The organism is Ruegeria sp. HKCCD4884, assembly GCF_013110855.1.
Lineage (GTDB): Bacteria > Pseudomonadota > Alphaproteobacteria > Rhodobacterales > Rhodobacteraceae > Ruegeria.
Window position 1 is genome coordinate 115,223 of sequence record NZ_WVRJ01000012.1, and the last position, 24,178, is coordinate 139,400.

Here is a 24,178-nt window from a genome sequence, read left to right on the forward strand (position 1 = left end):
GGAAGGTGAAAGCCTTTCAAGAAAACCATGCTGAACCCTGTCGGGAAACACTCCGCGGACGACAAGCGTCAAAATCTGTGTGTGCGCCAATTCAGACCCAAAACTTGCGGCACTTCTCTTCTGTCTTGGCAAAAAGAAGCCTTTACAATCCCGCTAAACGGATACCGCCGACCTTAGTTGTTCTTTGCCAATTTGGCTTTTGGCACCACGTAAAAAAGGGGTACCTCGCTCAAGAACCAAGAATTCATCCCCTAATGAATAAGCAAACTCAAAAAACTGTTCGACCAAGATAATGGCCATTTCGCCCTGATCGCGTAGCAGGCCGATGACTTCCCCGATCTGTTTGATGATGTTCGGTTGAATACCTTCGGTCGGTTCGTCCAACAGCAAGACTTTTGGCTGTGTGATCAACGCGCGTGCAATTGCAAGCTGTTGCTGTTGACCACCGGACAAGTCGCCCCCGCGCCGGGAAAGAAACTCTTTCAGGATCGGAAAAAGCTCGAATATATAGTCTGGGATCGTGTGATCACTGCGGGGCAGGCAGGCAAAGCCGGTTTCGAGATTTTCCTGAACAGTCAAAAACGGAAAGATCTCGCGCCCTTGCGGTACGTAGGCCACGCCTTTTCTGGCAAGCTCAAAGGACGTCGCATTGCCGATCTGTTCGCCGTTCAGCAAATAGTCTCCACCGCTGCGTGGATGCGTACCGGATATCGCCTTTAATAGGCTTGTTTTACCAACGCCGTTTGTACCCATCACGCAGGTCACCTGACCCTTACGTGCGGTTATGTCGACGCTGTTCAGTATCTGACTGCCGCCGTAGTGCAGTGTCAAATTGGAGATTTCCAGAAGGTCAACGGCCAAGATAAACCTCGATTACCTTTTCATTCTTTGTGACGTGGTCCAACGAACCTTCGGCCAGAACTGACCCCTCGTGCAGCACGGTTACTTTGCAGTTAAGGCGGCGGACGAACTCCATATCGTGCTCCACAACGACCACGGCTCGGGTTTTGGCCGCCTCAACAAGGATGTCGGTCGTATGTTCGCGCTCTGCCGGGGTCATCCCAGCCGCAGGCTCGTCCACCAGCAGCAATTGCGGGTCTTGGGCCAGTAACATCCCGATCTCGAGCCATTGTTTTTGCCCATGGCTAAGTTCACCGGCCTTGCGATCCAAGGCGCTCTGCAGTCCGATTTCCTCAGCCAGCGTTGCGACTTTCTCATGATCTTCCTGACGCGCTCGGAACCGCAATACAGCCAGCGGCCCGCGTTTGTTTTTTAGGGCGAGCATCAGGTTTTCGCGAACGCTTTGATCTTCGAACACGGTCGGGCGCTGGAACTTTCGCCCTACTCCGGCCTGAGCGATTTGACTTTCGCTCATCGACAATAGTGAGACCGACTTTTCACCCCATAGTACATGACCATCGTCAGGCTTGGTCTTGCCTGTGATGATGTCCATGAACGTCGTTTTCCCTGCCCCGTTCGGGCCGATGACCGCGCGCATTTCGGCCGGGCCGATTTGGAACGTCAGGTTGTTGATGGCCTTGAAACCGTCGAAGGACACGGAAACGCCAGAGACTTCCAGAAGCGTGCTCATTCATTCGCCTCCTTCTCGCGCAGCGATCCAAGGTCTGGCCCCAAGTCGGCACCATGGCGATCAGGCGCGCGATGTTCTGTAAACTTGTCGATCAGCCCCCCTATGCCGCGGGGTGCGAACAGCGTGACCGCAACAAACGAGAGCCCAAGCAGGATGGTCCACCAGTCGACCCATTGGATCGTGTAGAACCCCAGCGAGATGTCGGGGGCTTGCCCACCGGTGAACCATGTCGACAGCAACGAGACAAAGGCTGCACCAATCACCGCTCCATAAAGTTTTCCACGGCCGCCAATCGCAACCCAGACGGCTAGATAGATTGATGCTATCGGCGCAATCTCAGCTGGGTTTATGATGCCGGCCTGCGGGTAATACAAAGCGCCCGCGATACCGCAGATCACGGCAGTCAGGGTGAAGATGAATAGCTTGTAGGCTTCGACCGAATAGCCAAGGAACCGAACGCGGCTTTCATCATCGCGGATGGCCCGAATGACCGATCCAAACTTGCCGGACACTATCCACGCGCAAACAACGTAGCCCAAACCAAGCGCCAAGGCGGATGCCCAGAAGAACAGGATCGAAACCGTTGATTGCGGAACCGAGTCCAAGCCCGGAAGGTTTTGTAAGCCCGACAAACCGTTGTTCCCACGTAACCCGCTGTCGTTTTGGAACAGGTACAGGGACAGCGCGAGCGTCATCGCCTGCGTTAGGATCGATAGGTAAACCCCGGTCACGCGGCTACGGAAAGCCAGCCAACCAAACACAAGGGCCAGCAGCCCGGGCACCAGAACGACGGCAGACAGTTGTAGCGGCAGGGAATGTGCGAAGGCCCAGATCGGAGGGAACTCGGATGCGCCCACCACGCCGAAAATCTGAGTGGCGATGCCGTCCGAGATCTCTTGCGCCGTTGGCGGCAAAGCAGAGGCTGAGAGGCTGTCGACCACGATAATCTCGGTACGGGCATACATCAGCCACATGCCTATGGCGTAGCCCCCAATACCAAAGAAGGCCATGTGCCCCAGCGACAGGATACCCGTGTATCCCCACACCAGATCCATCGCCAGCGCAGCAAGACACAGGCACAGTGTTTTGCCCAGCGTCTTGATAAAGCTGGTGGATATCAGTCCGATGCCAAAGCCTTCGCCCAGGACGGTGACGATCGCCGTAAACAGAGACAGGATGATCAGAAAGAGGGCGACAGAGGGATGGCGCAGCACCAGCGGCTTGCGTATCGGCTCGGCTGTAGAAGTCATGTCAACCATATCATGCTTCCGCAGCCCGACCTTTGAGCGCGATGATGCCGCGCGGTCGGAATTGAATGAACAGGATGATGAACAGGATCATGTAAGTCTGCGCCGCCAGAGTGTTGGACGGATTGAACCACTCGATCCCTTTTTGCAGCGTTCCGACCATCGTCGCGCCCAACAATGTTCCCCAGATGTTGCCAACGCCACCAACGACCACCGTCATAAAGCTTTGCACGATGTAGTCAGAACCCATCTCGGACGTGACTTTGGCGTAAAGCCCGATGGCCACGCCCGCGATGCCCGCGATGCCCGAACCTAAGCCGAACGTCAGCATGTTGATCCGGTCCGGGTTGATCCCCATTGAAGATGCCATGCGGGGGTTCTGAGTCACTGCCCGCACCTCAAGCCCCAGCCGGGTTCGCTTCATGACGATGAGGAACAGTGCCAGAAACAGCAGTGCTAGAACGAAGATCGCAATGCGGATGTAGCTGATCGAGACTATGTCGTTCAGCACCATCGACCCGTCCAACCACGCCGGAGCAGTCAAGGGTCGTGCCTGTGTTCCAAAGATGTTCTTGGCCAGTTGTTGCAAGGCAATGGAAACACCAAAGGTTGCCAGCAACGTCTCTAGCGGTCGGTGATACAGCCACCGAATGACCAGTCGCTCCAACAGGACACCGGCCCCGAAGGTCACCAGAAATGCGCAGGGAATTGCCACAAGGATCGAAAGCGTAAGGTCAGGAATGAACAGCTGCACCACATAGCCGGTGTATGCACCCATCATGATGAACTCACCATGCGCCATGTTGATTACGCCCATCACCCCGAATGTGATTGCAAGGCCGATCGCCGCAAGGAAATAGATCGAGGCCAGAGACAGCGCGTCCAACACCACATCGGCAGTCTGGTTCAAAGCAACTTGTGTTTCGATATTGTCCAAAGCCGCCTGTGCAGCAAGTGCGATCGGCAACGGGGCCGAGACGAAAACTCTGAAAAATTTATGTTTTTGAACGGCTTCGGCAATGTCGTCCTGCGTCACCAGCGGGGTCGCCAGACCTTGCTGCGCCAACACCTGATACGCGGATTCACGTGCTGCGTCCTCGTCAAGGCTCGCGACTTGTACACCTGCAACAGTGTCGCCGTTTATGTTGTCGATCAGAGTTTGCCTTATGGCTCCAGCATCAACCTTTTCCGGTGCCAACCCATTCGCGACAAGTAGGCTATAGGCCTGCTCTTGCGTTAGTTCATCTGTTCCTACTTCTATGCCAACAGCGCCATCCGGGATTTCAGCTGCGACCTTGATTTCGGATGAAAGCAACGGATTGAGCGTCGCTCGAACGTCAACACCAAGGTCACCGGCGAAGCTATCGATGGCAGAAAGCCTTGCGGCCTCATCCTGATCAAACCGGATCGTCAACAAACGTTCCAACCGGTCTTTGCGCGCCTTGAGATCGGCGTCTTGCTCCGCTTCGATGGAGGCCCGCAGGGCGGACAGGTGTGACGCTTCGGCGTCTCGCTCAATTGCTGTCAATGCGGCGTCGCGGGCTTTGGGATCGGGGTCGTTCAGCTGAAACTGCACCAGGGCAGAGGCGATCAATCCTCGAATGCCAGAATTAGGCTTGAGCTGCTTGTATTCTTTTTTCTCAACAATCCCGATCGCGGCCCCGTCAGATACGTCGAAGATTTGCAATCCGCCCTCAGCTTTTGAGGCAAAGACAAAAAGACCGGTTTCTTTGTTGAACCACATGTCCTTGGCTTGCCAACGTTCCAAGACGATTTGTGCTTCTGGCAGTCCACTCTGCGCCAACGCTTCAATTGCAGGGCCAATCGTCTTTCGAGATGATTTCTGGATCACGTCCGCATGGGACTGCAAAACCTGTTGCACAGGGGCGTCTGCGGATTGCGCTTGCAGTAGCGTAGGGGCCAATAGCACCAGCAGGGCAAGCACTGCCCGCCTGAACGGAAGCGTCATTTAGGAAGACCTTTGTATTGGATCTCGGGGCACAAGTCGCGCGCCCCGAGGAGTTCAGGTTAAGACCTTAGTAGTTGGACTTGATCTGCACGCAACTCTCGGTTTCGGTGTTGTACATACCGCAACCCAGCTCTTTCCAATCCGATGCGAGTACAGCGGATTCTGGCAGATAGTCGGTCCAGGCGTCGCCCGGAACTTCTTCGGTCTGGCTGATGATATCGAACTGACCGTCTTCCTGGATTTCACCGATCAGAACCGGTTTGGCCAGATGATGGTTCGGCAGCATCACCGCTGTACCGCCTGTCAGGTTCGGGAATTCCTGACCGTACATGGCTGTCCGGACAGCATCAACATCCGTGGTTTCGGCTTCCGTTGCCGCGTTCACCCACATGTTGAAGCCGATGTAGTGGGCCTCCATCGGGTCGTTGGTCACACGCTCGTCACCCATGCGGGCTTTCCATGCTTCGACCCACACTTCGTTTGCATCGCTTTCAGCCGATTGGAAATAGTTCCATGCCGCCAGATGACCAACCAGGTTGCTGGTATCTAGACCGGCCAGTTCTTCCTCACCGACCGAGAAGGCCACAACCGGAATATCGTCAGCCGAGATGCCCGCGGCAGCGAGCTCCTTATAAAAACCAACATTCGCGTCGCCGTTGATCGTCGAAATCACGCCAACTTTCTTGCCGTCCGCGCCAAGGGCAACCACGTCGGCCACGATCTTGGACCAGTCCGAATGACCAAAGGGCGTGTAGTTGACGAAGATATCCTCTTCCGCGATGCCCTTCTGCTTTAGATAGCTTTCAAGGATGTTGTTCGTGGTCCGCGGGTACACATAATCGGTCCCCAGCAGGGCAAATTTCTCGACTTCCAGCTCGTCCAGGAAGTAGTCGGTGGCAGGGATTGCTTGCTGGTTGGGCGCCGCACCCGTGTAGAACACGTTTTTCGAACTTTCTTCACCCTCGTACTGAACCGGATAGAACAGCAGACCGTTAAGTTCTTCGATCACGGGCAGGACGGACTTACGGGAAACCGACGTCCAGTTGCCAAAGATCACGTCAACTTCGTGCACGGTCAGCAATTCACGCGCCTTCTCGGCAAATAGCGGCCAGTCAGAGGCCGGATCTACGACGACAGCCTCAAGCTCACACCCCAGAAGACCACCGGCTTCGTTTTGTTGTTCGACAAGCATTTCCATCGTGTCTTTCAGGGTGGTTTCTGAAATGGCCATGGTGCCGGACAACGAATGAAGTACGCCAACCTTAATTGGGCAATCAGCCAGTGCAGGCAGAGAACTGGCCAACAGGACTGCGGCGGTAGTGGAAATAAGTTTGGTGTGCATCAGCATTTCCTTCTATGCGATGCGCAGCAGGGTTGTTCGGGACGCCGAAACGTCCCATATACCCCCCCACGCATAATTGCGGTGTGCGAGGGCGTCTTAAGGTTCCTAGGCCGGGCACCTTCGCACATTTTTCGAACCGTCTTGCGGCACTCCACATTGCTATGACAGCTCTCGGTCGCGTTCAGAGACTCATCGCCCGACTTCTTTGATTGATTCAGAGTATTGCTTAAACTTGCGGCGGTGCAGCATGATCCGCTCAAAAATGCGGCATTGCAGCGAAGCGGTTTGTCATGCGCCTCCCAGGATCAAAAGCTTGCAGTGATCCTGATGCTTCTTGGCAGCTCGACGTTCCGCGACTTCCTCGCCGAATTTGCGGTTAAAGCCGATGCACTTCCGCCGAGCCCTTGGCGAGATCCGGGAGGCTGGGACAAAAGATGCTGTCGTTACGCTGGACATCGGCGACGCCTGTCTGCAATCCGCTGACCGACGGGCGTACTAAAAACCCTTGCCGATTACCCTACTGGAGTTTGGCCTTGCGACGACCATTCGGCTTGACCGCCCGATAGTTGCAACTGTGGGTGAGCGGTGCCCGCAAGAAACGCGCCTTACACCAGTCGCATTCCGAGTTTTGTCCGGTTTGCGCCCGAGTTCACGAGCAGGGGGATCAACGGCAAAACATACACTGATACTCAAATGAAACAGTCGGTTAGTTCCGCTCGCCACAAGGCTTTACGGCATAATGAGATTGAGGCCGACTTAGGTATGGCCTATCGTTCCGAGAGATATCAAATTGCAGATTGATGGCACGGATAGTCATTGTCCCGTTCGTGGTGTAATCGTCGATTGTGGGAGTTTTCGAAGGGTCTGGGAGCTGAATTATGGAGCGCGCGGCGAAGTCAAAGCTGACCCCTCAGAACGAGGCGACGAACGCCAATGCTGGTGTTGGCCACGAAATCCGTGGGGTGCGCCGCGCGATGGGTATGACGCTGGCCGAGTGTGCTGAGGCGGCGTCTCTGTCGGTTGGGTTTCTGAGCCTTGTTGAGAGGGGTCAGAAGCAGCCATCTTTGGATGCGTTACAGCGGATCAGTTCGGCATTGGGTATTGAGATTGGCTGGCTGTTTCCGCCTTCGCCGAATGATGATCCGATTGAAAACAGATATGTTGTGCGCAAGGGGTTTCGGCGGCGTATTGACTATTCCCGTCTCTCTGGCACGGATTATTTGGGGGAAACGGACTATTTGCTGTCGCCGTCGATTGACGGTCAGTTGGCGATGTCTTTGATGCAATTTTCGCCGGGGGGGCATTCCGGTGACAACCCGTTGAACCATGAGGGGGAGGAGGTCGGCTATGTGCTGGCCGGGCAACTCACGCTGGAGGTCGATGGGCATGTGTTTGTGCTTGAGGAAGGCGACAGTTTTGGTTTTGCCGGAGACAAGCCCCATCGCTACATCAACAACGGGTCCGTTGAGTTGCAGATCATTCACACCAACACGCCCGTTATCATGACCGCGCGCTGACGAAAAAATCCCGAAGCCGGAGAGCTGGCTTAGGGTTGTTGTTTACTGGGGGTGTCCGGGCTCAGGTTGTCAGGTCTTCGCTATCCGCCATGAGTTCGATGATTTTGCGGGAATAGGCCAGTGTTGGTCCTTCCCAATGCGGTGACAGACGGCCGCCATCATATCCATAGCAGCGGCGGCCATTTTGAAGCCCTTTGAGGACCGATATGTCCTCGACGTTCAGATCGTCCCACATCTGGATCAGGTCTTCGCGTTCTTTGCGGTATGTGTCGCCGGTTGCGGCCTCATCCCCGATGACGAAAACGTGCAGTTCCTCGCGGCATCTGTCCGGCGCTTCGGGGTAGGCCACCAACACGGTGAACTGATCGGGGTACACCTCGACCGCGAAATGCGGCATGGTCAGGAACCACTGTCCCTGCATGCGGTCTTCCTCGGACAGGCCGGGATAGTGGGGCAGGCCCTGGCCGCGGCCTTCTTCCAGTTTTGGAAACCGGTAGCCGTTGACGAAGGTCGAACCGCGCCACTCGCCCGACCAGCGCACCTCCATTGGCGCAAAGTCGATCAGGCGGGGATGCAGGGCAAAAACGTGGTAGCCCTCCATGTAATTCTCGTAGACCAGTTTCCAGTTGGCCTCGACCGTGAAGTCGCGTTTCCCGGCCCAGCGGATGGCGGACAGATCATAGCCTTTGAGCTGATCCAGAACCGGGGCCATCCACACAACCAGCGGATCTGCGTCGCCCGAGACATTGACGAAGAGACAGCCAAAAAACTCTTCGACCCGGACCGGGATCAGGTCCAGCTTGTCGCCGCCGCCCTCTTTGAACGTGCCGCTGGAATTGGGCCCGTCGAAATGCGGCCGGGACCGTAGCTTGCCGTCCAGCCCATAGGCCCATCGGTGATAGGGGCAGGTCAGCGTGGCCTTTTTGCAGGGTTTGGTGACCAGTTGCATGCCGCGATGGCGGCAGACGTTCTGGAACCCCCGGATCACGCCGTCGCGGCCATGGACCAGAACGATCGGCGTGCCAGCGATGTCGATGGGCTTCATGTCGCCGGGTTCGGGGATTTCCGCGCGCGCGCCGCCGAACACCCAGGAGCGGCGAAAGATCAGTTCCTGCTCCATCTCGAACCATTCGGGCGACCAGTATGCCGCGTTTGGCAGGCCTGCGGCTTCGTCAATGTTGCGAAACAGCTGCGCGTACCCGTCTTCGCCCAGAATGCGCCGCATGCGATCCTGGTTGGATTCTCTTACGACTGCACCGTCCATTGTGGCCCTCCGAATCAAGTTATTGGCAAAAAGATATACTGCAGGAAAAAAATGTGGACAAAATTTTTCCGATGCGGAAGTGTCTCCGGCAGGAAACGCGGAGAACTGTAATGGAATCGGCTCGGGTCGTTGTAATCGGCGGTGGCAATATGGGTGCCAGCGTCCTGTATCATCTGGCTAAGGAAGGCTGGACAGATGTTGTTCTGGTTGAAAAGGCGGAACTGACGTCCGGGGCCACTTGGCATGCGGCGGGATTGGTCAGTCGCATGACGGCGGGCCATGCGTTGGGGATCTGTCACGATTATGCGGTGGATCTGTATAAAACCATTGAGGATGAGACCGAGCAGGGCGTCAGCTGGCACAATTGCGGGTCCTTGCGCGTGGCCGCAACCGAGGATCACCGTGCCTGGCTGATGCACACGCGTGACGCGGTTCTGGCCCGCGGGCAGGAGTGTCGCTGGGTTACCCCCGAAGAAATCGCCAAGCTGAACCCGATCTATGACACGTCGCATATCATCGGCGGGATTTATACGCCCGATGATGGCCATGTTGACCCATCCGGCACCTGTCAGGCGATGGCCAAGGGCGCGCGGATGCGGGGGGCCAAAGTGGTGCGCCGCAACCGGGTGACGGATGTGCAGCAGATGCCGTCGGGCGAATGGAAGGTGGTGACCGAGCAGGGCGACATCATCTGTGAGCATGTGGTCAATGCCGGTGGATACCATGCACGCCAGATCGGGGCCTTCAGCGGGCTGGACCTGCCGATTGTCCCGATGCAGCACCACTATGTGGTCACCGATGCGGTGCCCGAGTTCGAGGCGATGGGTCATGAAATCCCCGTCACCCGCGATGATTACTTTACCGGCTATCTGCGCCGCGAACAGGGTGAGGCGCTGATCGGGCTGTATGACACCCATGACGCGCTGGCCAAATGGCGCGAGGGCTGCCCCTGGGACAGCGAGAACGAACTGTTTGAACCCGACTATGACCGTATTATGCCGTGGTTGGAGAAGTGTTTTGAACGCTATCCTTGCCTGATGGAGCGCGGCATCAAACGCATCGTCAATGGCGCAATCACCTATACGCCGGACGGGCACCCGCTGGTCGGGCCTGCGCCGGGTTTGCGCAATCACTGGCTGGCCTGCGGTGCGACCGTGGGCATTGCCTGGGGGCCCGGACTGGGCCGGGCGCTGGCGCAATGGATGGTGCATGGCACGGCCGATATCTCGATGCGCGGCTTTGATCCGCGCCGGTTCCATAGCCGTGTGGACGAGGATTATACCTATCAGCGCTGCCGCGAGAACTACATGACGCGCCTGTCGCTGCCCTATCCGCAGCTGCAATATGAAACCTGCCGCGAAATCCGAAGCTCTGGCGTGCATGACCGGACCAAGGCGTTGCATGCCGTGTTCGAAGAGGCTGGCGGCTGGGAGCGTCCCCGCGTTTACGGCAAACCCGAATGGGGTGGCAAAGAGCCCGAGTCCTGGAAACGTGGCTCATCGTGGGAGGCCGCTCTGGCCGAGGCCCGCGCGGTACATGAATGCGTTGGCATCAGCGACTTCTCGGCCTTTTCCAAGTTCGAGATCACCGGCCCCGAGGCTGAGGCGTATCTGAACCGGCTTTGCGCCAACCGGATGCCCAAAAAGGTGGGCGGCACCTGCCTGACGCTGCTGTTGAACGAACAAGGCACGATCGAGGGCGAGGCAACCATTGCGCGGCTGGCCGAAGATCGCTTCTGGTTTGTGACCGGCGGCCCGTCCGAGCGCCGCGTCTGGGACTGGATCACCGTGCATCAGCGCGGGTCCGAGGATGTGAGTATCCGCAACCTGTCCGACGATTGGGGCATTCTGACCGTGGCGGGCCCCAAAGCCCGCGAGGTGCTGGCCCCGCTCAGCGATGCGTCGCTGGAAAACGCCGACTTCGGCTGGCTCAAGGCGCGTGAAATGTCGGTTGCAGGGGTCAACCTGATTGCGTTGCGCCTGTCCTTATCGGGCGAACTGGCATGGGAGCTGCACGCGCCCATGGATCAGCTTGGCGCTGTGTGGGACGCGATCTGGGACGCGGGCCAGCCCCATGGCATGGTGCCGTTTGGGTCAAAGGCGCTGGAAATGATGCGCATGGAAAAAGCCTATCGCGGTGGGCATGAGCTGGCCAATGACGCCAGCCCCGTGCACACCGACCAGATGCGCTTTGTGAAGTTCGACAAGGCGTTTGTCGGCAAAGAGGCGCTGGCCAAGCTGGCCGAGACCGGCAGTTCTTCGGTCATCGCCTATCTGGACATCCAGATGGAGGGCACCGATGTGCTGGGCGGTGAGGCTGTTTATCTGAACGGCGAAAAGGTCGGCTCGGTCTCGTCGGGCGGCTTTGGTCCGGTCACAGGGCGCAATCTGGCCTTTGCCTTCGTCAAACCACAGGCCGCGCAGCCGGGGACCGAACTTGAGGTGATCGTGTTTGGTGAAATGCACAAGGCCATCGTGCTGCCAGATGCGGTTCTTGACCCGCAAAATCTGCGTCTGCGTGACGTCGCAGCAGCTTTGGAAACAGCCTGATGATGGACCGTGAAACGCTTGGCGAATATTCTAAGGCCGTCCTGCCTGCACCGGACATCGACTGGATCAGGCTGATCGACAGCGACGATCTGCTGGAAAACCCCGAAGGTATCGTATCGGCCTGGTGCAAAGCCGTCGGTCTGGACTTCGTGCCCGAGGCCTTGTCATGGGAACCCGGCGCGCGGCCCGAAGTGGGGTGGTATGATAACGGGTCCTGGCATGACAGCCTGAGCGCGTCCAGCGGGCTCAAGCCCATGCCGCGCACCTATGGCTCGGTTGAAGATCAACCGGATCACGTCAAAGAGATCTATGCGCAAGCACTGCCGCATTACGAGCATCTTTTTAAGCACCGGCTAAAGGCAGACGAAACGGTAAACGCCCCTGCCTGACATCCGGTTTGAACCTGCAAAATGCAGCGGAACTCTTTCCAGAATTGGCAAGAGTTCTTGCCGAAAAAGCAATAGATTTGCGGCTGCGCTTTGTTTCAGGATGCACAAGCGGAGCTGCCTCGCACAGGATAGATGACACATGAACACTTTCACCAAACCTGAACGGTGGGAAAACCCAGAGCGTAAACTGTTTCCCTATCAGGTGGGGTTCACCTGCCCGCCTTTCGACTATTGCGCGGCTCCGTCGGACTTTATCCGCATGGCACCCGATACTGTCGGCGTACATGGGCGTATGCTGCATGTTCCAGGCTATCAGCACGGTCTGGATCAGCGGAAAAAGAACTTTGGCCTGCTTGATGAGTTCGTCGAGTGCATGGCGATCAACAATGCCGATGTGTGCGGGCAGGTCGGTTCGAACTGGGTGCATGCCAGCGGTTTGGGCGTTGAAGGCATCCGCCAGCATTGCGAGATGCTCAGCGACAAATACGAAACGCCCTTCCACATGGCGGGTTACGCCATGGTCGAGGCGCTGCGCGAGATCGGTGCCGAGAAGGTGGCGCTGAACGCCTGCTATCACACCAATTCCTGGTACATGGGCACGGTCGGGTTCCTGAAAGAGGCCGGGTTTGACGTGGTCTGGGCCGGGAATTTCTTTGATCAGGGCTGGTTTGCCACGCAGGAAGAGGTCGATGATTGCGTCTGGTGCTTTGATGAAGAGCTGATCTGGAAGAGCTTCGACTACACCGCTGAACAGGCCCCGAATGTGGATGCCTACCTGATCAACGGCATGTCGAACTATCGCCGCCCCTCGGACGGAGTAGCCCGCCGCCCGGTGCACCATACGGCCGAGCTTGAAAAACGGCTGGGGAAACCGGTCATTGGTCACGACACGGCGCTCTACTGGCGCCTATTCAAGACCTTGGGCCTTGCTCCAACATCTTACCACGGTCAGTTGATGGCGACTTTGGAGACATGATCCATGCATAAAATCATCGCGCTCTGGGCCATCCCCCGGTCCACCTCAACCGCGTTCGAACACATGATGAAACAACGCGGCGATCTGGATTGCCTGCATGAACCTTTTGGTGAGGCCTGGTATCACGGGGAAAACCCGATGTGGCCGCGTTTTCCCGAAGGAGGCGAGACCCGGCCCGGTCTTTCGCTGGAAAGTGTTTGGGAAGACATCAAAGCCCGTGCCGAAAAAGGCCCGGTCTTCATCAAGGATTTCCCGAACTACATCAACCACATGTGGGATGAAGAGTTTCTGTCGTACTTCACCCACGCCTTCCTGATCCGTGATCCGGCCAAAACAATCACGTCGATGTATGACAAATGGCCTGATTTCGACGAGCTTGAGATTGGGCTTCCCGAGCAGCGCGCGCTGTTCGACCTGCTGTCCGCAATACATGGCAAACGGCCATTTGTCATCGACAGCGATGATCTGCTGGAAAACCCGGGCGACGTCACGCGTGCGTTTTGTGAGGCGGTTGATATTCCCTTCATCAAAGAAGCGCTGAGCTGGGAAGCTGGTGGAGATCCTTCCGAGCACAGCTGGTGCGAAGGCGGCAAGTTTCATGCCAATCTGGCGCAATCCACCGGGCTGGTCCCGCAAAAGCGCAAGTATGTCGATCTCAGCAACACGCCACGACGCGTGCAGCGCATCCATTATCGCATGCAGCCGCATTACTTGCATATGCATCAATACCGTGTGCGTCTCTCTGAAACCGTATAGTGGAAGACCAGAAGAACAAACACTGCAACCGAAACGGGCATCCGGTACGCACGTGGTTAAAACGTCTGTAGCTCTTAAGAGCTAACACTACGCAGGGGATGAATAGCGTCCTGCAGGTCTTAGAGATTTGGAGGAGGAACCGAGGCCGTAGTAACCGCCCCGGTATCCAATTTCATGTGTTGACCTGATCATTCCGCCGGCGTGTACCAAATCGGAGATGAATAGGCGCGTTCCTGATGCGTAAGCACTGCGTCTTCCGGAAGCTCAGCGCCAAATCGCAGCTTATCGTACAGCACCCAGCGCGGGGTCGGGATTTCGATGGCGCGAACGTAATAAAACGCCCTCTCACTCGGATCAAAATCTGGGTCAGTCCAAACAGTCACAAGTTCGGCAGTGCCGATCGTGTTGCTCCAGCTGGCAGTTTCTACATCGACCGTATTTCCAACCGCAGGGATCTTACCGTTGTCATCGGCAACTCGGTTGTCCGACCATGCTACGTCGTAAACCTTTTCCTGCATGGCTCCTTCTGAATCCAGCCACCCTTTGACCACCTGCACGCGATCAAGGTTTGCACCAACCGGGTCGCGCAGAGCGGCAATCAGGAAAGAAGGCGCACCATCACCCTCGCGAGGGCGAAGGTCTGACCCCATTGGAACACCTTTGGTGTAGCCAACATTTGCAAGGAAACGGGTTTCAACATCCGCTTGATCGAAGTTCCACCCGCCAAAGAATCGCAGGCCAATACGTGGCCCAGTGGTCGCGTAGGTTTCACGCCGTTTGAATGCATCAAAGATCGCAGCGCGCGTGTTATCTGTAGCCCATACTGCGGTGTATCCGGAAGCAACAAGTAGGTCGCCGGGAATCTCTCCTAGATCATTGGCAATGAATGGATGTTGGATGCGCGAGGCCGAAGGCTCGACACTCACCGATTTCCCAAAGAAGTTATCTTCTTCGGCTGTGGCCAAAGAGGTATGGCTGTCCGTCGCGCCACCCATTCCGAACTTGTAGGGGTTCACGCCGAACTTTTCTTCCAGCATCAAACCACGTTTCAAGGCCTCTCGGGCGTATTCGCCGGCCAGCATATCGTCAGTCTTTAGCTCGGTAATGTCCAGATTGCCGACGTCCCAGTTCTCGTAATCCGCAAATTCGTCGTCGGGACTCAGGAAGGGGTGTGCTTCGCCGTCGCCCTTGATTTGAGTGACCTCATAATGGGGTTCCCATTTCGCGCGGGCTGCCACGTATTCCTCGTCGACCTTGCCGCCGTGATACGTGTCTTCGGTTGGGAACATCCATCCATTTGACAGATTGCCGTTATGTGCAAAAGCAACAGCGCGGCCCCCTGTCTTTTCCTGATACTCTTCCAGCCATGCGTAAAGGGATTTTGGATCCGTATCACCATAAGGCGGCTGCGTGACTGGCGGTACCATTTGCAAAGCTCGGATTGGCCCATCGCGCAGCATGACGTTCCGGTGCAGGTTGAAACCCTTGGGCACCGATGTCCACTCGAACCCGATGAAAGCCGTAAAGTTGCCGGGATCGTTGTGTTTTTCGGCGGCCAGGACAATGTGTTCCCAAGTGAAAGCAAATGCGTCGGCACCGGGGCTGTAAGATTCTAACAGAACCTCGGGCAATGTCATTTGCGAGAAGTTGGTGATGATGTCGAAGGCGGTTTTCCCAGCCTCTTCACCCCCTGCCTTGTAGCCCTCGTACCATTCCAATCCCTTTGGATCAGCCAATACGCCTGGCTTGCCCGCCTGAAGATCCGGCGCAAAACCCATCAGGTCGGTGTGATCCGTCAGTACCATCCAATCCAACGGACGGGCCAGCCGTACCGGTTGCCCCGTCGAAGAAATGACCTGCTCGCCTTTTGCGAAACGCCACGCTTCATCCGGCAGCAGAGTGTTTCCAAAAGCTCCTGCATCCAATGAGAGCCCAGTATGAAGATGCGTGTCGCCCCACAACGGGCGTTCAGGAAAAGAGCGCTCGGCATATGGGGAATACGGTTGATCTGAAAATAATCCTTCCGCCGCTTCTTTGCTGGGAACCGCGTCGGCAAAGACCGTCGTTGATGCCAGTATTAGCGAGATAGAACATCCAAACGTACGAAGCATTTTTGACCTCCCAAATCAAGATTGCCCGGTTGCGTCGTTAAATTGCACTGCAAGAAATCATATTCGTATCTCTCTATATCATATTGGTTTTCTTTTTTGCGGAAATAATCAGGCTGCGAGTTTTAGGACTGCGAGGCACGCAGAAAACGCCAAGAAATTCGAACAGCTCTTGAACACGCGCAGTAGAAAACGGCCTGCGTACTGGCAGCCCGTCAGTTCTGTTTCAGACCTCTAAGGTTCTGGGCGATGTATCCGCTGAAGGTCCAAACCAGGCGATCAAGGCAGGTCCACAAAAGTTTCGTTCGATCATTCCAACAGACACAGGAAACTGCAGCGCATACAGATGGCACCTTGTCAATTTTGAACTAAAAAGCTGTACAGATGTCCAGAAAATGTGTTTCACTTTTTGCGCGTCACCCGGATTCGAAGCCGTGACGCTGAGATTTTGGGAGGAAATCGTGAAGCAAGAAAAGCTTGAAAAACTGCAAAAATCCTTCAGTGCAGGGAACCTTTCGCGCCGCGCGTTTATGCGTCAGAGCGCCGCTTTGGGTGTGGCGGTCACTGCGCCATTGGCTTTGGGGGCGCGTCATGCCAAGGCACAATCCGCAGAAATATACGACTACATTGTGATCGGAGCAGGGGCGGCTGGATGCGCATTGGCGGCGCGACTTTCCGAAGATGCAGACAAAACTGTGTTGGTGTTAGAGGCCGGTCCTGCGGATGAAAACCAGTTCATCCATATTCCGGCAGCTTTCCCCAATCTGTTCCTGAGCGATCTTGATTGGGGCTACACCACGGTCCCGCAGGAACATTCAGACGGGAAGGTTTATTACAGCCCGCGCGGCAAGGTTTTTGGCGGTTCCACTTCTATCAATGCGATGATCTATAAACGGGGCAACCCTGCCTGTTTTGATGATTGGGGCAAGGACAATCCGGGCTGGAGTTATGCAGATCTTCTTCCGATCTTCAAAAGGTCAGAAAACAATGAACGTGGCGCAGACGAAAACCACGGCGTTGGCGGCGCCTGGAACGTAGCGGACCAGCGCGATCCGAATGTGCTGAGCCAGGCGATGGTAAAAGCGGCGCTCGAAGCGGGGTATGCTGAGCGTACAGATTTCAATGAGGGCACGGAACAGGAAGGGTTTGGTCTGTATCAGGTCACCCAGCAAGGCGGTTTCCGTAATTCGACTGCAGGCGCGTTTCTGCACCCAGCGCTGGAGCGCGACAACATCGTGATCCAGGCCGAAGCGCATGTTCAGAACCTGATCATCGAAGATGATCGCTGTACGGGCGTACGTTTCAAAGCTGGTGATGAGATACTTGAAGCAAAAGCTGGTTCAGAAGTGATCTTGTCGGCAGGTGCCTATGGGTCACCGCAAATCTTGCTTCTGTCCGGTATTGGCCCCAAGGCCGAGTTAGAAGCGATCGGCATAAACGTTGTGCATGACCTGCCTGGTGTCGGTAAGAACCTGCAGGATCATTACATGGCACCAGTGGCTTACGAGTGTACTCAGCCGGTGACACTGGCCCATGCGACAGACGAAGCTCAAGGCGCTTTGCTGATGGAGAAGGGGATGGGTCTTTTGACCTCGAACATCGGTGAAGCCGGAGGCTATTTAACGGTTATGGATGATGCCCCTGTACCGGACCTTCAATTCCACTTCGCGCCCACTTGGTTCATTTCAGATGGTGCTGGAAACCCCAGCGATGGATCTGAAGGTTTCACATTGCTTCCGGGGGTTGTGGGAACCCGCTCTGTCGGCGAACTGACATTGGCTTCCAGCGATCCGACGGACAAACCCAACATCAATCCAAACGCATTTGCAGACGAGAAAGACCTCGATGTAATGGTCGAAGGTGTGAAGATCGCTCGTAAGATATTGATGTCACCTGCCATGGATGAATTCCGCGGCGCAGAGCGCTTTCCTGGGGCTGCAGTGCAATCGGACGACGACATACGTGCCTGGATCCGAGGTAATGCACAGACGATCTATCACCCGGTGGGCACCTGCAAGATGGGCTCGGATGAAATGGCAGTTGTTGATGCCGAACTGAACGTGCACGGGATTTCCGGCCTGCGTGTTGCCGACGCCTCGATCATGCCGAAAATCACAAACGGCAATACCCAAGCGCCCTGTGTGATGATTGGTGAAAAAGCCTCGGATCTGATCCGCGCATAAACGGATTGGTCCACCCCAGCGGGTGGGCCTATGCCACGGAACGGCCAAGGTGGTTTGGGATGAATAAAGTAGAACCGATAAACAAGCTTGCGGACCGCAAAACCCATAAGGTCCGAAAGCGCGATGCGAAAAAACGCGAGATTGCCGAAAGCGCGATCAACGCGCTGAAAGTCTATGGCTATGCGCGCACCACGCTGCGCGACATCGCCGCGCATTCAGATATGTCGCTGGGTAGCCTGCACTACTATTTTGAAGACAAAGACGAATTGCTTGTTTTCTGTGTCCGTCAATACAAGCTCCACTTTGTGGAGTTGATGACCTCGGCCGTTAAAGGGATCGAAGCGCCGGACAAGGCGATGAAAGCGTTTTGCCATGCTCTCGCCGAGACGATCCAGCAAGAAGCTGAACTGCACAGGCTTTGGTACGACATCCGCAATCAAGCCATGTTTGACGACACTTTTGAGCCCGTTGTGACAGAAATCGAAGAGCTTTTGATCGGGATGATGGCACCTCTGGCAGTGGATCGAACAGATCAAGAGCGACTATATATGCGTCTGGACGGAGCCTTTCGGTTCCAGTTGCAGGGATACCTGAAAGGATCCCGGCCATCTGTCAAAGACATGCGATCCGTATTTGTTTCTGTTGCCGCCGGTTCAGTATTCTGAAGCCCGTGACATATTCCGGTTCGGCAATTCAGCCAAACCAGAATTCCGTTGCAGTGCCGCCTTCAGCCATCAATAGTATACTGGCAGCCATGTACTTGCGGATAAGCGAGCATCGGATGAAAAAAACGGCCCAGTTACTTAGTGTTCTGATCGCCCTTGGATTGGTGGGTCCCGCAGCTGCGCAATCTGACCCACCGGCGCCCAGCGTGGTGGTAGCTTCTGCAAAACTGGAGGAGCTGCAGAAGCAGGATAACTTCGTGGGTCGTGTGGTTGCTGGTCAGAGTGTCGATCTTCAGGCCAGGGTGGAAGGCGTTCTGCTTGAGGTCAACTTTATCGAAGGGGGGGCCGTTACAAAGGGCGACGTTCTGTTCCGCATTGAGAAAAGGAAATATGCGGCCAGTGTTGAAGGCGCGCAGGCTGCTTTGAAAAGTGCCCAGGCTTCTGCGCTCAGCGCCAAGACGGAACTCGACCGGCAGCAGAAGCTTTTTGAGAAAGGCGATGTTCCCCAGTCCGTTCTGGACACGGCCAAGGCCGCCTATGACGAGGGTCAGGCTTCGGTGGATGAGGCGCAGGCCAATTTGAAGATCGCACAGATCGCGCTGGACCTTACGGACATCATCAGCCCTTTGGACGGGCGGATCGGTTTGTCGTCGATTGACGCAGGGAATATCGTCAATACCGACAGCGGCGTTTTGGCGACCGTCACAAGTGTTGACCCCATTCTGGTCAGCTTTTTTGTCAGTGAGCCTGTATTGCTGCGCGAACGCCGCAATGGATCAATCTCCCCCCAAGGTATCAAGCTTGCGACGCGGATCACTTTGGCCGACGGTCAGGCCTACGAGACAGAAGGTAAGGTGACGTATGTGGGCGACAGTGTCAGTCAGGACACCGATACTATTGAGTTGAGGGCCACATTCTCAAATCCCGATGGGTTTCTTATTCCTGGACAGTTTGTCAACGTCACGCTCAGCGGATCGGACGACTCCAGGGTGTTGACTGTGCCGCGCAATGCGGTTCAGTTCGATAAGCAAGGCTACTTCGTGTTCTCTGTCGATAGCAAAGACACGGTTCATCGTATTGACATCGAAATTGGCTCTCAGACGGCAACCAGAACCCAGGTAAAATCCGGCCTGAAGGACGGAGATCGCGTGGTCGTGCAGGGGTTGCAGAAAATTCATGACGGCCTTCTCGTGAAACCGGTCGATAGTCAGAGTTAGGGCTTGGCTTGGTCTCTCACTATTTCATCAATCGCCCGCATTTTGCTGCAGTCATCGCGATTTTGATGGTTCTCTTCGGCGCGGTTTGTGTGCGTCTTTTGCCTATTTCGGAATATCCGAACATTACGCCACCGCAGATCTATGTGTCTGCAAAGTACCCCGGCGCGGATGCGCAGGTGATACAGGAATCCGTGGCCACTCCCATCGAGGAACGTGTGAACGGAATCGATGGCATGTTGTACATGAAGTCCAAAAGCTCGAACGATGGCAGCTATGTTCTGAGTGTTTCGTTTCAGTTGGGAACAGATCCCAATGTTGCTGCTGTTGAGGTGCAAAACCGCATCGCGCTGGCAAGCGCAGAACTGCCGACTGTTGTTCAGCAACAGGGCATCGAGGTCACCAAACAATCCGGCAACATGATCCTTGTGATCAACCTGACCTCGCCGGACGGTTCGCGTGATGAACTATATCTGAGTAATTATGCGGCCGATTTCCTGCATGATCCCTTACAGCGTCTGCAAGGTGTGGGTGGGGTCACGCAGTTCGGTCAACTGGAATACAGTATGCGGATCTGGATCAACCCGGTTCGTATGGCCGCGCTGAACGTCACCGCGTCAGAGATCGCCGATGCGATAAAAAACCAAAACGTTGTCGCAGCGGCCGGTCAGGTTGGCGCTCCGCCATTTGGCGATGCGCGCACGGATTTCCAGTTTAAACTGCGTGCAGAGGGCCTGTTGCGAAGCGCGGAAGAGTTCGGCCGGATCATCATTTCCACTGGCGATGACGGGTCGATAACCCGACTGGAGGACATAGCGCGGATCGAGCTCGGTTCGGCCACCTATAGCGGCTCTTCGCAACTCAATGGCAAGGACACGGCGGCCATTGCTGTGCATCAGGAGAGTACCGCCAACGCGCTTGAGATTTCAGACAGCGTCCACAACCTGATGGGTGAACTGTCAAAAAAGTTTCCCGAAGGAGTCTCGCATGAGATCACGTATGACGTCACTGACGCCGTGCGTGTTTCAATCGAAGATATTCTTAAAACTCTGGCGCTGACCGCAGGATTGGTGATCGCGGTCACGTTTCTCTTTTTGGCCAGTATCCGGGCGACCATTGTTCCCGCAATTGCAATTCCGGTCTCTCTGCTGGGCGCAATCGCTTTGATTTATGCGATCGGGTTCAGTGCAAACATGATCACGTTGTTTGCCTTGGTCCTCGCCATCACCCTTGTGGTCGATGACGCGATAATCATCATCGAGAACGCCGAACGGATCATGACCGAAGAAAGGCTTGAACCGCGCGAAGCTACGCTTAAGGCAATGTCACAAGTCAATCGCCCGATCATTGCAACCACTTTTGTGCTGGCGGCAGTCTTTGCACCGGTCTGTTTTTTCCCCGGCTTGACCGGAACGATCTATTACCAGTTCGCGGCGACTATTATCTTCGCTTTTGTACTGTCGGCGGTGAATGCACTGACCCTGGCCCCGGTGCTGTGCGCGATGGTCCTGAAATCAGGTATGCAACCGATTGGTCCATTGCGTTTTGTGCCGTTGGCGGTTTCATGGGGTAGGCGGCAGTACATGCGTTTGGTGTCGTGGATGTTAAGATACATCGCGGTGTCACTGCTTTTCTTCGCCGCCTGTATCGGGGCGACAATTTATCTGTTCAGAACGGTGCCAACCGGCCTTATCCCTCAAGAGGACAATGGTGTTCTGCTCTCGGCCATGACGCTTCCTGATGGTGCCTCGCTACAGCGTACACAGGCCTTTATGGCCAAAGCTGGCACGGTGATCGAAAAAGCACCCGGAGTGGACACTGTCACCACTGTGTCCGGGGCGAGCATGCTGGCAGGTGGCCGGTCGAATGTCGGTATGGCGATTGTTACTCTTAAGCCGTGGGACGAACGCACCAGCCCGGATCTGCACTGGGATGCGATTATGCGAGACCTGGACCAACAGCTGGCCACCCTGCCAGAGGCGGAAAGCTATGTGTTTCCGTTCCCAACAATCCACGGGCTAGGATCGGCGGGCGGAATTTCGGTCGAGCTTTTGGAGTATGAAAAAGGGGACGGTGTGCAACTGGATGCGGTGATGAACGCATTTGTGACCGCGTTGAATGCCGCACCCGAATTTACCCGCGCACATGGTAGTTTTTCGGGTCAGACACCACAGTATCATCTGTCAGTGGATCGGGACCGGGCCGAGACACTTGGCGTAAGCGTGTCTGACATATTCACGGCGCTACAAGCCAATCTCAGCTCGTTTTTTGTCGACAACTTTATCGTGTCCGATCGGGTCTATTGGGTCGTCCTTTCAGCTGATGCGCCATTCCGTCAAACACTGGAGGATGTGGACAACATCTATGTCAAAAACAGTTCGGGCGAGTCGCTGCCGTTGCGAAATTTTCTAAGCAGTGAGCCGGTACTCGCGCCAGACACGATCCCCCGGTACAACCTGTTCACTGCGGCGTCTATCAGCGCGCAATTGGCCGAAGGGGTCAGTTCGGGTGCGGGCATCAAAGCGATTCAAGAGATTGCAGACAAAACACTACCGGACGGCTTTGGGATCGAGTGGTCCGGTGTGACGCAGCAAGAAGTAGAATCTCATGGCATGGTGCCATTTATCATGTTGTCTGCCTTGATACTGGCCTACTTGTTTCTGGTGGTTCTGTATGAAAGCTGGATATTGCCCTTGTCGATCATCACGTCGGCCGTCTTTGCATTGCTGGGCGCGCTTATTCCGTTGGCGCTGTTTCCGTTTTTGACAAGCAACATATTCGCGCAGATTGGAATGGTGTTGCTCATCGGGCTGGCGGCCAAAAAGGCCATCATGGTTGTTGAGTTCGCCAATCAGGAAAGGCGTTCCGGCACCAATATTCACGAGGCGGCGATCAAAGCTGCCGAAATCCGGTTTCGTCCTGTGACGATGACGGGTCTGTGTTTCATCGTCGGAGTTCTGCCGTTGGTATTGTCCAGCGGTGCCGGTGCAGAGGCGCGCGTGTCCATCGGTTACCCGGTACTATTTGGCATGGTGGTGGATAGCACATTGGGCCTCCTGATGATCCCCGTACTCTATGCTGCGTTTCAGACGCTAAGGGAAAGGCTGATACAGACCGTTTGGGTGCGCTAGTTTGTTCGTTTCGTTGGCGGGTGGACGCTTCGACGAGGCAGAACTCAATGTGTTCTGAGTCGAGGTTGCGGAATTGCGCATCGTGTTTTTAGAACGACAAGAGTTCACGGACACAAATTTTGAAACATGCGAAAGGCGAACAAAGTGCATTGCGAAGGCCGATCACGTCACTTTCTTAAGTGAGCTGCGGAAGCAAAAGGCAGAGTTCCGGTTCGTTTACGTACCTTCAGACATCACAATCGGCTGTATGTGTATCACGTCGGAACCGTATGGCGCTGCGTTGTCGATGACCTGGAACATGGTGTCCACCATGGCGGTGACATCCTGGCGAACCGAGAACAGGTTTTGTGCCATATATTGCGCAAATGGATCCCAGTCGAAACTTCCAAAGAGAATTGTGTCCAGCGCGGCTCTGTCATTCTGTGCCAACCACTCGAAGACACCTTCCAATGAAATCGTAGAGTTTACGAACATAGCCGTCGGCATGCGGCCCGAAGCTTTCACTTTTGCCGAAAATGCAGCTTTGGATTTCGACGCCGCGTAGCCGCAAGCCAGGATGTTGTCTTCTATCGGACGCGCGCCAGCACGATTAAACGCATCTTTAAAGCCACGTATCCGTTCACTTGTGTTGTGGTCAGTCGGACGTCCCCCAACGAACAGAAACTCATCTTGCCAGTTGAGCCCTTTCGCATCAGCGCGTTCGATCAATGCCTCGGTCAGCTTATATGCGCCGCTGTAATTGTCGGATATTATTGAAGGTGCAGCAGTTCCCGGCAGATCAAGGTTGATCGTTGGCACGTTCTGTGCACGGCAAATCTCGGCAATACCATCAGGATCGGATGCGCCGGTGCACACAATGTGATCCACGTTATAGGACAGCATTTGCCTGACGGTGGCCAATTCCAGTTCGGGTTCGCGATGCGTGCACGAGGTCATCGGTAGCAGGCCCCTGGCGCGCGAGGCTGTTTCAAAGCGCTCTGCGATAGCTCCGAAATAGCGGTTATCATACATTGGGATGATCATACCGATCATGCTTGATCTGACACTGCGCAGCGCACGCGCCTGCATATTTGGTGCATACCCCATCTCGCTTGCCAGTTTTCGGATGGTATTTGCACGCTCTTCGCTAATGCGTCGGTTGCGCCAGGATCCGTTTAATACTGCCCCGACTGTGCTTGCCGAAGTGCCTGCGCGGTCCGCGATATCATAGATCGTGACCTGCTTATTTGTATCAGTTTTCGCCAAAAATATATCCCTTTGACAAAATTAGCGGTTTC

General features: G+C 55.6%; 17 protein-coding genes. 9 read left to right on the forward strand and 8 right to left on the reverse strand.

All coding sequences use genetic code 11. The features are described from left to right. Positions 1-153 precede the first annotated feature (153 nt). The 5 genes from urtE to urtA all read right to left on the reverse strand — a co-directional run bounded on the left by urtE (position 154) and on the right by urtA (position 6,149). Positions 154-861 carry an urea ABC transporter ATP-binding subunit UrtE gene (gene urtE / locus GS636_RS17200; protein WP_171671007.1) on the reverse strand — a complete coding sequence of 236 codons (708 nt, stop codon included), beginning with the start codon at positions 859-861 and terminating at the stop codon, positions 154-156. Continuing rightward, complete coding sequence (urtD, locus tag GS636_RS17205) at positions 851-1,591, reverse strand: urea ABC transporter ATP-binding protein UrtD (RefSeq protein ID WP_171671010.1); 741 nt, start codon at positions 1,589-1,591, stop codon at positions 851-853. Before urtD ends, urtE begins: the two co-directional genes overlap by 11 nt. Next, complete coding sequence (urtC, locus tag GS636_RS17210; protein ID WP_216602942.1) at positions 1,588-2,841, reverse strand: urea ABC transporter permease subunit UrtC; 1,254 nt, start codon at positions 2,839-2,841, stop codon at positions 1,588-1,590. The genes urtD and urtC overlap by 4 nt, the downstream gene beginning before the upstream one ends. A gap of 10 nt (positions 2,842-2,851) precedes the next feature. After that, positions 2,852-4,807, reverse strand: coding sequence for an urea ABC transporter permease subunit UrtB (urtB, locus tag GS636_RS17215; RefSeq protein WP_171671012.1), 1,956 nt, complete (start codon positions 4,805-4,807; stop codon positions 2,852-2,854). Between the two features lie 67 nt (positions 4,808-4,874). Then, positions 4,875-6,149: an urea ABC transporter substrate-binding protein gene (gene urtA / locus GS636_RS17220; protein WP_171671015.1), complete on the reverse strand. Its 1,275-nt coding sequence runs from the start codon at positions 6,147-6,149 to the stop codon at positions 4,875-4,877. Positions 6,150-7,027: 878 nt separating this feature from the next. Between urtA and GS636_RS17225 the strand changes: the two genes are divergently transcribed. Beyond that, positions 7,028-7,666: a cupin domain-containing protein gene (locus GS636_RS17225; RefSeq protein WP_171671017.1), complete on the forward strand. Its 639-nt coding sequence runs from the start codon at positions 7,028-7,030 to the stop codon at positions 7,664-7,666. 61 nt (positions 7,667-7,727) lie between these two features. Here GS636_RS17225 and GS636_RS17230 read toward each other — a convergent pair whose 3' ends face one another. Continuing rightward, positions 7,728-8,930 carry an aromatic ring-hydroxylating dioxygenase subunit alpha gene (locus tag GS636_RS17230; RefSeq protein ID WP_171671020.1) on the reverse strand — a complete coding sequence of 401 codons (1,203 nt, stop codon included), beginning with the start codon at positions 8,928-8,930 and terminating at the stop codon, positions 7,728-7,730. 110 nt (positions 8,931-9,040) lie between these two features. Between GS636_RS17230 and GS636_RS17235 the strand changes: the two genes are divergently transcribed. The 4 genes from GS636_RS17235 to GS636_RS17250 all read left to right on the forward strand — a co-directional run bounded on the left by GS636_RS17235 (position 9,041) and on the right by GS636_RS17250 (position 13,600). Further along, the gene (locus GS636_RS17235; RefSeq protein ID WP_171671022.1) at positions 9,041-11,479 is read left to right on the forward strand and encodes an FAD-dependent oxidoreductase; all 2,439 of its coding nucleotides are present in this window, start codon (positions 9,041-9,043) and stop codon (positions 11,477-11,479) included. After that, positions 11,479-11,868 carry a hypothetical protein gene (locus GS636_RS17240; protein WP_171671025.1) on the forward strand — a complete coding sequence of 130 codons (390 nt, stop codon included), beginning with the start codon at positions 11,479-11,481 and terminating at the stop codon, positions 11,866-11,868. Before GS636_RS17235 ends, GS636_RS17240 begins: the two co-directional genes overlap by 1 nt. Positions 11,869-12,007: 139 nt before the next feature. Beyond that, positions 12,008-12,844: a hypothetical protein gene (locus tag GS636_RS17245; RefSeq protein WP_171671027.1), complete on the forward strand. Its 837-nt coding sequence runs from the start codon at positions 12,008-12,010 to the stop codon at positions 12,842-12,844. A gap of 3 nt (positions 12,845-12,847) precedes the next feature. Beyond that, positions 12,848-13,600 (forward strand): sulfotransferase family protein, encoded by a 753-nt coding sequence (locus GS636_RS17250; protein ID WP_171671029.1) that lies wholly within the window; start codon positions 12,848-12,850, stop codon positions 13,598-13,600. Positions 13,601-13,788: 188 nt separating this feature from the next. On the opposite strand, the gene GS636_RS17255 is transcribed toward GS636_RS17250, so the two are convergent. Then, positions 13,789-15,711: a DUF3604 domain-containing protein gene (locus GS636_RS17255; protein ID WP_171671032.1), complete on the reverse strand. Its 1,923-nt coding sequence runs from the start codon at positions 15,709-15,711 to the stop codon at positions 13,789-13,791. A gap of 458 nt (positions 15,712-16,169) precedes the next feature. On the opposite strand from GS636_RS17255, the gene GS636_RS17260 reads away from it, so the two are divergent. The 4 genes from GS636_RS17260 (at position 16,170) to GS636_RS17275 (ending at position 22,901) form a co-directional block, all read left to right on the forward strand. Continuing rightward, complete coding sequence (locus GS636_RS17260) at positions 16,170-17,891, forward strand: GMC family oxidoreductase (RefSeq protein WP_371808742.1); 1,722 nt, start codon at positions 16,170-16,172, stop codon at positions 17,889-17,891. 59 nt (positions 17,892-17,950) lie between these two features. Further along, the gene (locus tag GS636_RS17265; protein WP_171671034.1) at positions 17,951-18,556 is read left to right on the forward strand and encodes a TetR/AcrR family transcriptional regulator; all 606 of its coding nucleotides are present in this window, start codon (positions 17,951-17,953) and stop codon (positions 18,554-18,556) included. A 116-nt stretch (positions 18,557-18,672) separates the two neighbouring features. Continuing rightward, positions 18,673-19,773, forward strand: coding sequence for an efflux RND transporter periplasmic adaptor subunit (locus GS636_RS17270; RefSeq protein WP_171671037.1), 1,101 nt, complete (start codon positions 18,673-18,675; stop codon positions 19,771-19,773). An 8-nt stretch (positions 19,774-19,781) separates the two neighbouring features. Beyond that, a complete protein-coding gene (locus GS636_RS17275) occupies positions 19,782-22,901 on the forward strand; it encodes an efflux RND transporter permease subunit (RefSeq protein ID WP_171671039.1) in 3,120 nt (1,039 codons plus the stop codon). Positions 22,902-23,117: 216 nt separating this feature from the next. On the opposite strand, the gene GS636_RS17280 is transcribed toward GS636_RS17275, so the two are convergent. Then, complete coding sequence (locus GS636_RS17280; RefSeq protein WP_171671041.1) at positions 23,118-24,146, reverse strand: substrate-binding domain-containing protein; 1,029 nt, start codon at positions 24,144-24,146, stop codon at positions 23,118-23,120. Between the last annotated feature and the right edge of the window lie 32 nt (positions 24,147-24,178).

Excerpts from the sequence above, each read along its gene's own strand:
- urtC (WP_216602942.1), bottom strand. The coding sequence starts at position 2,841 with ATGACTTCTACAGCCGAGCCGATACGCAAGCCGCTGGTGCTGCGCCAT.
- GS636_RS17265 (WP_171671034.1), top strand. The coding sequence starts at position 17,951 with ATGAATAAAGTAGAACCGATAAACAAGCTTGCGGACCGCAAAACCCAT.
- urtA (WP_171671015.1), bottom strand. The coding sequence starts at position 6,149 with ATGCACACCAAACTTATTTCCACTACCGCCGCAGTCCTGTTGGCCAGT.
- urtD (WP_171671010.1), bottom strand. The coding sequence starts at position 1,591 with ATGAGCACGCTTCTGGAAGTCTCTGGCGTTTCCGTGTCCTTCGACGGT.
- GS636_RS17270 (WP_171671037.1), top strand. The coding sequence starts at position 18,673 with ATGAAAAAAACGGCCCAGTTACTTAGTGTTCTGATCGCCCTTGGATTG.
- GS636_RS17240 (WP_171671025.1), top strand. The coding sequence starts at position 11,479 with ATGATGGACCGTGAAACGCTTGGCGAATATTCTAAGGCCGTCCTGCCT.
- GS636_RS17235 (WP_171671022.1), top strand. The coding sequence starts at position 9,041 with ATGGAATCGGCTCGGGTCGTTGTAATCGGCGGTGGCAATATGGGTGCC.
- urtB (WP_171671012.1), bottom strand. The coding sequence starts at position 4,807 with ATGACGCTTCCGTTCAGGCGGGCAGTGCTTGCCCTGCTGGTGCTATTG.
- GS636_RS17250 (WP_171671029.1), top strand. The coding sequence starts at position 12,848 with ATGCATAAAATCATCGCGCTCTGGGCCATCCCCCGGTCCACCTCAACC.
- GS636_RS17230 (WP_171671020.1), bottom strand. The coding sequence starts at position 8,930 with ATGGACGGTGCAGTCGTAAGAGAATCCAACCAGGATCGCATGCGGCGC.
- GS636_RS17255 (WP_171671032.1), bottom strand. The coding sequence starts at position 15,711 with ATGCTTCGTACGTTTGGATGTTCTATCTCGCTAATACTGGCATCAACG.
- GS636_RS17225 (WP_171671017.1), top strand. The coding sequence starts at position 7,028 with ATGGAGCGCGCGGCGAAGTCAAAGCTGACCCCTCAGAACGAGGCGACG.
- GS636_RS17245 (WP_171671027.1), top strand. The coding sequence starts at position 12,008 with ATGAACACTTTCACCAAACCTGAACGGTGGGAAAACCCAGAGCGTAAA.